This is a genomic window from Kitasatospora sp. NPDC047058, from assembly GCF_040643935.1.
GTDB lineage: Bacteria > Actinomycetota > Actinomycetes > Streptomycetales > Streptomycetaceae > Kitasatospora.
On record NZ_JBEYVJ010000296.1, the window covers coordinates 1 to 9,069 of the forward strand.

Here is a 9,069-nt window from a genome sequence, read left to right on the forward strand (position 1 = left end):
CCACCCCGGCACCCCACCTGATTGCCATAGTCCCTGCAGTACAGCCGTGGCCACTCCCGAACTCGCCCGCCGCGCCGTGGCCGCCGTCGTCACCGCGACGGCGGCCATCGCCATGACCGTCGGAACGGCGGGGGTGGCGGGGGCGGCGCCGCGGCAGGCGGACGGGCTGAGCCCGGACATCCTGGCGATCATGAACAAGCCGGCCTACGAGCACGCTCAGTGGGGCCTGCTGGAGATCGACGACACGACCGGCGAGATCATCCACTCCCAGTACCCGAACCAGTTCTTCATCCCCGGCTCGACGGCCAAGCTGGTCAGCGTCTCCAGCACCTGGCACACCCTCGGCGGCGACCACCGGTTCACCACCCCCGTACAGGCGGTCGGCAACCGGAGCGGGTCCGTCCTGGACGGCTCGCTGGTCGTGGTCGCACAGGGCGACCTCACCATGGGCGGGCGGACCAAGCCCGACGGCTCCGTCGACTTCACCCCGATCGACCACACCTACGCCAACGACCTGCCCGGCGCCACGCTCACCCCCGAGAACCCGCTCGCCGGGCTGAACGAGATGGCCCAGCAGGTGCGTGCATCCGGCCTCACCGAGGTGCACGGGGACGTCGCCATCGACTCCCGGCTGTTCACCTCGTTCCCCGGACTCGACCCGACCCCGACCCCGCTGATCATCAACGACAACCTCATCGACCTGCTGACCACGGCCACCACCCCCGGCCAGCCCGCCCAGCTCAGCTGGCGGCCGCAGGTCGCGCCCTACCAGGTGGAGTCGACCGTGCAGACGGTCGCGGCCGGCGGCCCGACGGACATCGCGGTCACCGCCTCCCCCGACGGCACCCACATCAGCCTGTCCGGCACCATCGCCGCCGACGCGCAGCCCACGCTCCGGGTCTCCCCCGTCCAGGACCCGGACGCCTTCGGCCGCACCGCGCTGATCGAGGCGCTCGCCCGGGCCGGCGTCACCGTCACCGCCCCGCCGACCGGCCCGAACCCGTCCGGCCTGGTGCCGGACTCCTACGACGGCACCGAGCGCGTCGCCGCCTACGTCTCCCCCGTCTACGCCCAGTACGCCCGGCTGATCCTGAAGGTCAGCCACAACCTCGGCGCCAACCTCGGGATCTGCCTGATGGCCGTCGCGGCCGGCAGCCACCAGTGCGAGGACGGCTTCGCGGGCATCAGGAACTTCCTCACCCAGGCCGGCATCGACCCGACCAAGGTCCAGCTGCTCGACGGCCGCGGCGGCAACCCGGTCGACCGGGTCACCCCGGACGTGGAGAACGAGATCCTGCACTACTGGCAGGGCACCCCCGAGGCCACCCGCTTCCGCGAGGCGCTGCCGATCCTCGGCGTGGACGGCTCACTGGCGTTCGCGTGCGCGGGCTGCCCCACCTGCCCGGGCAAGGGCAAGGTGTGGGCCAAGCCCGGCTCCGTCGTCGGCCTCGACGCGGTCAACCAGCGGCTCGCCGTCGGCGCCGAGACCCTCGGCGGCTACCTCGACGCCGGCCACGGCCGCCTGCACACCTTCTACCTCGCCGTGAACGGCGCCTCCACCCAGGACATCACCACCTTCTTCGACGTGGTCAACGACCTGAACCGCATCGCCGGCCTCCTCCAGGAGCAGGCCGAAGCACGACCCTGACCACCCGCCCCACCCCCGAGGGCCCCGCCCGCCCCGCGGCCGGGGCCCTCCCCCGTCCCCGGACACCGGGCCTGCCGAGCCCGCCGAGCCCGCCGGGGCCGGTGGGGTCAGGGCCGGCGGGTGAGGGGGGCGACGCCGTCGAGGATGCGGGTGAGGCCGAAGTCGAGGGGGTCCTGGGACTGGGGGGCGAAGGCGCCGGCGGCGATGGCTGCGGCGAGGGCGGGGTAGCGGTGGCCGTGGCGGTCGAGGACGTCGGCGGCGAGGCGGTTCCACTCCTGGTCGGCCTCGTCGTCGCGGTCGACGAGCTGCTGGGCCAGGTTGCGGACGTGGCCGATGACCAGGAGGACGGTGTCGTGCTGCTGGGCGGCGGACAGGCCGGCCGGGGCGAGGGCGGCCAGGGCGGCGTCGAGCCAGGCGAGCTGGTTGGGGCCCATGAGCTGGCGGCGCATGGTGGTGGCGGTGAGGATCCAGGGGTGGCGCTGGTAGAGCGCCCAGCACTGGCGGGCCCACTCGGTGAGCCCGGCGCGCCAGCCGTCCGCCCGGGCGACGGCCTCGGTGGGGACGCCGAGGGCGGAGTCGACCATCAGGTCGGTCAGTTCGGCCTTGCCGGGGAAGTACCGGTACAGGGCCATGGTGGTGACGCCGAGGTCGGCGGCGACGCGCTGCATGGAGACCGCGTCGAGGCCCTCCGCGTCGGCGAGCCCGATGGCGCCGGCCACGATGCGCTCGGCGGTCAGTGACGGCTTCGGGCCGCGCCGGGGCTGGTCCTGCTCGCCCCACAGCAGCGCCAGGCTCGCCTTCGGGTCGCGCTTCTTCTCCTTGCCCTTCTCCTTGCTCTTCTCGGTGCTCGCTGCGCTGCTCGCCCTGCTCGCGGCCATGCGGGCCCTCCTCGGTGCGTTCGGTTCCGGTGCGTTCGGCGTTCGCCGCCCGGTCGGTGCCGCGCGTTGACGGCCACTCAGAAACTGTGTATAACATAAACGCAATTGCGTAACCGATACACAGTTCTGGGGAGTAACCGTGATCAGCGCCGTTCTCATCGCCTCCGCCGCCACCCTCGCCGCGCCCGTCGCCGGCGCCCTGGCCCACCGCCGCCTCAGGCAGGCCGCCGGTGCCCGGCTCCTCCGGATCGACACGCCGAACGGCATCGACGAGCAGGGCTTCGTCCGCATCGGCGGCATCGAGCAGTGGATCTCGATCCGCGGCGAGGACCGCGACAACCCGGTGATGCTCGAGATCCACGGCGGCCCCGGCGCCTCCAACGCGATCCACGCCCCGCGCACCCGCAGCTGGGAGAAGCACTTCACGATCGTCCGCTGGGACATGCGCGGCACCGGCAAGACCCTCGGCCACTCCGGCGCCGACGGCCAGGGCGAGCTGGGCTTCGCCCGGATGTACGAGGACGCCGTCGAGGTCACGGAGTACGTGCGCGCCAGGATGGACGTCGACCGGGTGGTCCTGGTCGCCAACTCCTTCGGCAGCACCTTCGGCCTGCGGCTGGCCCGGCAGTACCCGGACCGCTACTCCGCCTACGTCGGCACCGACCAGAACATCCACGACGGCGGCCGCGACGACTCCGCCCACCGGGCGCTACTGGCCCGGCTGCGCGCCGCCGGCAAGCGCAGGGAACTCGCCGCCGTCGAGGAGTCGGGCACCGACCTACTTACCTGGACCGCCGAGCAGTACGCCGCCTACGCCAAGATCGTCGCCACCACCGACCCGCTGACCTTCCGGACCATGAAGTCCGTGGTCATGAAGTCGCTCTGGTTCTCGCCGCTGCACTCGCTGCGCGAGCTGGGCACCCTCGGCCAGGGCATGAAGCTCTCCGAGCAGATCCTGCCCGCCACGGCCGCGTTCGACGACTGGGCCGACGGCACCGACTTCGACCTGCCGTTCTTCGTCTTCCAGGGCGACCGGGACGTCCTCACCCCGACCGACCGTGCCCGGCGGTACTTCGACGACGTGCACGCCCCGGTCAAGGAGTTCGCCCTCATCGAGGAGGCCTCCCACTTCGCGTCCTTCCTGCACCCCGACCGGTTCCTCGACCTGATGCTGACCAAGGTGCGCCCCGTGGTCACCGGCCGCCGGCCCGCCACCGTCAGTCGGTGACCCTCCACTCGTGGGCGTACACCATGTGCAACTGGCCCGGCACGCCCTTCGGCGGCCGGCCGTTGCGGCCCGGACTCCCGTGGCTCAGGGTGACGCAGTAGTGCGAGCGGTTCGGCCAGCGGGCCAACTCCGCCGCAGCCTCGGTCTCCAGCGATCGCACCCACGCCCCCGACCAGCGGAACGCCTCCGCGCTGCCGGTCAGGAACAACGTCCTTGCGGCACCGGCGAAGTGCAGACCGTCGCGCCACCCGGCGAAGTGGTGGCTCCCGAAGTCGATCTCGTCCTCGGCCGGGAAGTCGCTCTCCGGGACGTCCATGGTGTGCTGCACCCCGCCGCTGCCGAGCCGTGCCCGGACCTCCTTCCACCGGGACGCCGGGAAGGCCAGGCTGTGGTGGAGCAGCACGAGGTCCATCCGGACGGCCCCCTCCTCCGTCAGCCCCTCCGGGGCCGTGCCGGCCCGCAGCGGCAGGTGGACCAGCGAACGCGGCGAGCGCGCGGCGAGTGCCCAGGCGGCCGCCAGGTCGCGTGCGCCGGCCCGGTCCGCGTACAGCCGCAGCTCCCACCCGCCGGCGTCCCCGTCACCGTCGCCGTACAGCACGGCCCGGCCCTCGCCCGGCGCCGCGCTCACCACCCGGTACTCGTCCCGCCCGGCCCGCACCCGGTGCACCGTCGTCCTCAACTTCACTGCTCGACCCGCATCCGCCGCACCGGAAGTCGGCCCGTCCGACTTCCTGTTCCGCCGCGATGGTCACACACGGCGGGCAACCGCTCCCGGCCGAGGTCGGTTCGACGGAGAGGCGGAAGGGCGCGGGCGCACGGAGCGTCAGGCACGCAGGTGGGCCAGGAGAGCGTCCCCGGCCGGATAGGTGGTCTCCGTGGGGAGGAGCCGCCCGGCCGCCGCCAAGTCCCGGTCGCGCACCAGCGCACGGATCTCCCGGACCCGCGGCGTCACGTCGGTGACGGCGCGGATCCACTCGTCGGCGTACCGGTGCGCGGCTTCACCCGCGAGGCCGAGCTGCAGTGAGCGGTGCGGCAACGGCTGCAGGTGCAGGTCGCGTTCGGGATCCCACTGGACCCGGGCCGGCGCCCGCCTCAACTCGCGCTTCCACGAGGCCCGGTCGGTGTGCACGCCCGGCGCGTAGTGGGACAGGCAGGAGTTCCGCAGCGCCCACTCGAAGCCCTCCCGGGCGATCTCGACCGCGAGGACGGTCTCCTGCCCCTCCTTGGCGGCCCATCCGCAGCGGTACATCATCCACAGGAACGACGGCTTGATCCACGTCATCCGGTCCCGCTTCCAGACCCCCGGGAACCGCCCGTCCCGCGCGGCCGGCACCCCGATCTCCGGCGGGTACGCCTGGTAGACGGTGATCGTGCTCGCCGTGTGCTGCGCACGGATCCCGTGCTTCGGTTCTTCCCTCACCCCCCGAGGATGTGCCCGGCCCGGACGCATGGCCAACCGATTTGTGCCCGCCGGAAGAGGCGGGCTCTGCCCCGGATCCCGCCGCTGCGTAGACTTCTTCGCGGTGAGAGAGACGTAGCGCTGGGGGGGATTGGTGAGTGGAACGGGGCGTCAGCTGCCACCGCTGCGGGCGGGGCGGCAGCCGGCCGGTGTTGCGTTGCTCGCGATGCTGGACGACCCGCGAGCTCCCCGCCTCTGCGTTGTCTCCGGACCGCAGGGCATCGGCAAGTCCCACCTGCTGACCTGGCTGGCGGCGGCCTGCAGCACGCCCGAAAGTCCGGCCGGCAGGCGAGCGGACGCGGCGTTCTCGCTGGCGGGGATGACGGCGGACGCAGCGGTCTGGCTGCTGGCCGCCCGATTGGGGGTGCAGGCGCGTACGGTCTCGGAGCTCGTCCTGGCCCTCCAGGACGGCGACCGCCCGAGATTGCTGCTCCTGTGGGATCTCGACCGTTCGGCCGAACCGGAGACCATCGCGGCGCAGGTCCTGGACCGACTCCTTGACGTGCCGGGGCTTCGGATGGTGGCCGAGGCTGCGGAGGGCGTGTGGGACGACGTCCCGGGTGCCGCCGTGCTGGCCCTGGACGAGCCCGGATGGACCGACCCCGCACGGTTCTCGGCCTGGTACGAGAAGCAGCGCGGCGCTTCACCGTTCAGCGCCGGCGATGTCTACCCCAGTCCGGGTCTCGCCCGGCTCGCTGCGACGGTTCCGGCCGAGGTGTCCGGGCAGTCGGCCGCAGACGTGCATGCCGCCTGGTGGGCCGCTGCCGGAGACCGCGCACGGTCGGCACTCGCCGCGCTCAGCGGTGCGGTGCTGCCGTTGACCTCGGCGCAGTGGTCGGCCATCGCGGGTGCCGAGGCCGTCGAAGACGCGGCCAGGCTGCTTCCCGCCGATTCCCCTGCGGGCGGAACGTGGTGGCTGCCGAAGGGGCCGCTGCGGGACACGGTCGTGGCCGGTACCGCACCTGTCGAGCCGACCGACGTCGCGCAGGCCCTTGCCGGAACCGTCCCCCGTCTTCCCGACCGCTCTCCCGACTTCACCCGGGCCGACCCGGCAGAGCTGGGCGTCGTCCTGTGCCAGGCGGTTCACGCGGGCATGGCCGACGAGGTGCTGTACGACGTCGAGTTGCTCGTGCACGCCGACCCGGTCGCCGTCACCGCCGCACTCGCCGCCCACCCGGGCACCCGGGTGGGCGAAGCGTGGAGCCTCGCCGGCCCCGAGCTGATCAACGAACCCGATCCCGCGGTCCGGGCCCTCGTCCTCCGGGGCGCTCTGCCCAGCACCCCGCCGGCCTCGCAGCAGGGGAACGACGCCCGGATCACTGCCGAGGCCGCCCTGTCCAGGTTGGCGTCCGGCGAGGGGAACCCGTCCGAACTGCTGACGGCACTGCTGGACGGCGAACTGCTGGTGTGCCCCGACGCCGAGACCGGTGCGCTGCTGGTGACGACCGGGGCCAACGGCAAGGACGGCGTGGATGCCTGCACCTCACCGGACCATGTTCCGCGGCACTGGGCCGCCGTCGCCCACCTGACCGGACGTCACTTGATCGCGAGGTCCGAAGAGTTGGACCTGCGCCTCAACCCGGCGAGCCCGACGTCCCTCACCTTCCCCCTCCGCGATCTCAGGCGGTTCGCGGAGGGCACGGGCTGAGCAGTGCCCGGCTCGCGTGGTGGCCCGTGAGGATCCCGGAGGCCACCACGCGCAGGGCTCAGCGGCCCCGGCCGCGAGGCGGCTCGGGCTGCGCGGGCGGCTCCCACCCTTCGCGGGCCTTCTCCCGCAGGCCGGCGAGGCTCTCCGCCCTGGCCCGCGATCCGGGCACGACCTGCCCCGACCACCCGCCTCCGGTATCGGCGGACAACTCGGCCAGAGCCTGCGACGGCAGGAGCCCACGACCCTTGGCATCGCGCAGCTTTCCGTACCAGTACGTGCCACTGTTCATCGCGACGGCACCGGCGGCAGGCCGGTCCACCCAGCCCGCGGCATCATCGGCGTCGCAGGCGAACAGATACCCGAGAATCCCGTCGCTCGCATTGGCGACCGCCACGTACTCGACGGGCTTCTCCGTCCGGAAGGTGTAGTCGACCGGTCCGCCCTCCACCAGCCGCATTTGCATGTCCGCCGCGAAACGGCTTTCCTCGCTGTCAGCCATCTGACCAGTCCCTTTCACTGGGGGAGAACCTCCCCATAGACATGCCACTTTTTATCATCACCGAAGATGACGTTGTCCGCCCGCCAGCGCGTGCCCCGCCCGAGCAGCACCTCACGCTCGTCCATTCCCTCGCACTTGGAGATTCTCTCCACCCACATGGCCGGCGTTCCCTGGGGAACCTTGAGGTGGAGCACCGCCTCCTTGTGCATGAAGTTGCTGCTGGGGCCTCCGATCGACGTGGACATGTACCCATCCTCGATGAGCACCTGTCCGACCATGCTCCGCGCGTCCCCGGGGACGTGAAAGAGATCGGTCCGCCGGCTGAGCATCATATCCTCGGGAATGGGATGGCCGGCCAGCGCACTGTCGATGTCCTTGACATACTGGAGGATCGCAGGCCTTCCCTCCACCTTTCCGCGCAAATAGCTGTTGATCTCGTCGTACGTACTTCCGCTGTAATCACGGACCGCCTGCCGGCTTTCCTGCGGCAACTCGGAGACGTACTTGTTCCAGTAATTATCGCCGTATGCCACGGCCTCGTCGTTGTTGGCGAAAGTCTTGGCGCCCTGCGAAATATCGGCCTCAGCGGCCTTCATCTGTTCCGCAGTCGTCGGCGGCTGGGGGTTCTCCGGCTTGGCCGATTCCCCGTGACCGCCGGCGCCGCCCTCGGCGTCCTTGGCCGGCGGGTGCTCACCGGAATGACCGGGCGCCGGTTCTGCGGCATCACCGGAGGGCGCCTCGGGCGTGTGGCCGGTGGTGTCCCCACCGGAATGGTGCGGCGTCGGTTCCGCGGCGGCGTCGCCACCGTGCGGGCCGGCCGGGCCTTCGGCCGGCTTTGCCGACGGGTGCGCGCCGGCGGGCTCCACTGACGGCGGCGCGGGTTCAGGGTGCGGGGCGGGTTCAGGGTGCGGGGCCGGCGAAGGATGCGGAGCGGGTTCAGGGTGCGGGGCCGGCGAAGGATGCGGTGCAGGCTGAACCGGGTGCGGGACCTGCTGCGGCGGGGCGGATTTGGGACCCCCGACCGCCGCATCGGCCGCGCCTTCGGTGGGGGTCTTGATGGTCCACCCTTCCGGCAGGCCGGCCGGATTCGTATGTGGCAACACCGGCTTGACCGCAGCGGCCTTCTCCGCCGCTTCCTGCAGGGCCTTCTCGGCAGCCTCCTTGGATGCCTGGTCCGCTGCCTCCTTCGCGGCCTTCGCCGCCGCTTCCTTGGCCGTCTTCTCAGCCGCCTCCTTGGCTGCCTTCTCCGCCGCCTCCTGGGCGGCCTTCTCGGCGGTGTTCTTGGCGACGGCGGCGGCCTCGCGCTCGGCAAGGGTGGCGGCGGTGCCACCGCCTCCGGTGCCGGCGCCGATCAGGAAGTTGCCGACGAGTTTGCCGCCCGCCTCGGAGGGGTCGTTGCCCCAGCCGCTGCCGACCAGGCCCTTGAGCAGGTCGACCGGGTGGTCACCGGCCTTGATCAGACCGGCCAGGGTGGTGGACACACCGTCCTGGTACTGGGCGGGGTGGGAGATGTTGTACGGGTCGTAGGGGTTGAGCGAGCGGCCGAGCTTGAGCAGGTCGGTCCCGCTCTTGATCACACCCCCGTAGAAGTGCTCGTACATCACCGGTGCGCTGGCGAGGCCGTCCGCCACCTCCGCCTTGAGGATCTGCATCTTGCTCGGCATGTTCGGCGCCGTCTGCACCAGGGCGGCGATCGCGGCGGTGGCCGT

At 72.0% G+C, this 9,069-nt stretch carries 8 protein-coding genes; 3 read left to right on the forward strand and 5 right to left on the reverse strand.

The features are described from left to right. Positions 1-46: 46 nt before the first annotated feature. Entirely contained in the window at positions 47-1,648 is a 1,602-nt protein-coding gene (dacB, locus tag ABZ885_RS30380) for a D-alanyl-D-alanine carboxypeptidase/D-alanyl-D-alanine-endopeptidase (protein ID WP_360195530.1), read from the forward strand. A 107-nt stretch (positions 1,649-1,755) separates the two neighbouring features. Here the strand turns inward: dacB and ABZ885_RS30385 are convergent, their stop codons facing one another. Beyond that, on the reverse strand, positions 1,756-2,526 hold the full coding sequence (locus tag ABZ885_RS30385) for a helix-turn-helix domain-containing protein (RefSeq protein ID WP_360195533.1): 771 nt from the start codon (positions 2,524-2,526) through the stop codon (positions 1,756-1,758). Positions 2,527-2,665: 139 nt separating this feature from the next. Here ABZ885_RS30385 and ABZ885_RS30390 point away from each other — a divergent pair, with 139 nt between their 5' ends. Further along, entirely contained in the window at positions 2,666-3,754 is a 1,089-nt protein-coding gene (locus ABZ885_RS30390) for an alpha/beta hydrolase (protein ID WP_360195536.1), read from the forward strand. Here the strand turns inward: ABZ885_RS30390 and ABZ885_RS30395 are convergent. Together ABZ885_RS30395 and ABZ885_RS30400 are read right to left on the reverse strand one after the other, a co-directional pair. After that, entirely contained in the window at positions 3,744-4,439 is a 696-nt protein-coding gene (locus tag ABZ885_RS30395) for a hypothetical protein (RefSeq protein WP_360195539.1), read from the reverse strand. The two genes, ABZ885_RS30390 and ABZ885_RS30395, sit on opposite strands and share 11 nt — an antisense overlap. Before the next feature lie 138 nt (positions 4,440-4,577). Continuing rightward, positions 4,578-5,174, reverse strand: a complete 597-nt coding sequence (locus ABZ885_RS30400; RefSeq protein WP_360195541.1) for a DUF4291 domain-containing protein — start codon at positions 5,172-5,174, stop codon at positions 4,578-4,580. A 205-nt stretch (positions 5,175-5,379) separates the two neighbouring features. On the opposite strand from ABZ885_RS30400, the gene ABZ885_RS30405 reads away from it, so the two are divergent. Beyond that, positions 5,380-6,861, forward strand: a complete 1,482-nt coding sequence (locus tag ABZ885_RS30405) for a hypothetical protein (RefSeq protein WP_360195544.1) — start codon at positions 5,380-5,382, stop codon at positions 6,859-6,861. A 58-nt stretch (positions 6,862-6,919) separates the two neighbouring features. Here ABZ885_RS30405 and ABZ885_RS30410 read toward each other — a convergent pair whose 3' ends face one another. Then, positions 6,920-7,360, reverse strand: coding sequence for a hypothetical protein (locus ABZ885_RS30410; protein ID WP_360195547.1), 441 nt, complete (start codon positions 7,358-7,360; stop codon positions 6,920-6,922). Positions 7,361-7,374: 14 nt separating this feature from the next. After that, positions 7,375-9,069 (reverse strand): ADP-ribosyltransferase (locus ABZ885_RS30415; RefSeq protein WP_360195549.1); only part of this gene is annotated, 1,695 nt, incomplete at its 5' end.

Coding starts and splice junctions, on each gene's coding strand:
- ABZ885_RS30385 (WP_360195533.1), bottom strand. CDS start 2,526: ATGGCCGCGAGCAGGGCGAGCAGCGCAGCGAGCACCGAGAAGAGCAAG.
- ABZ885_RS30405 (WP_360195544.1), top strand. CDS start 5,380: ATGCTGGACGACCCGCGAGCTCCCCGCCTCTGCGTTGTCTCCGGACCG.
- ABZ885_RS30410 (WP_360195547.1), bottom strand. CDS start 7,360: ATGGCTGACAGCGAGGAAAGCCGTTTCGCGGCGGACATGCAAATGCGG.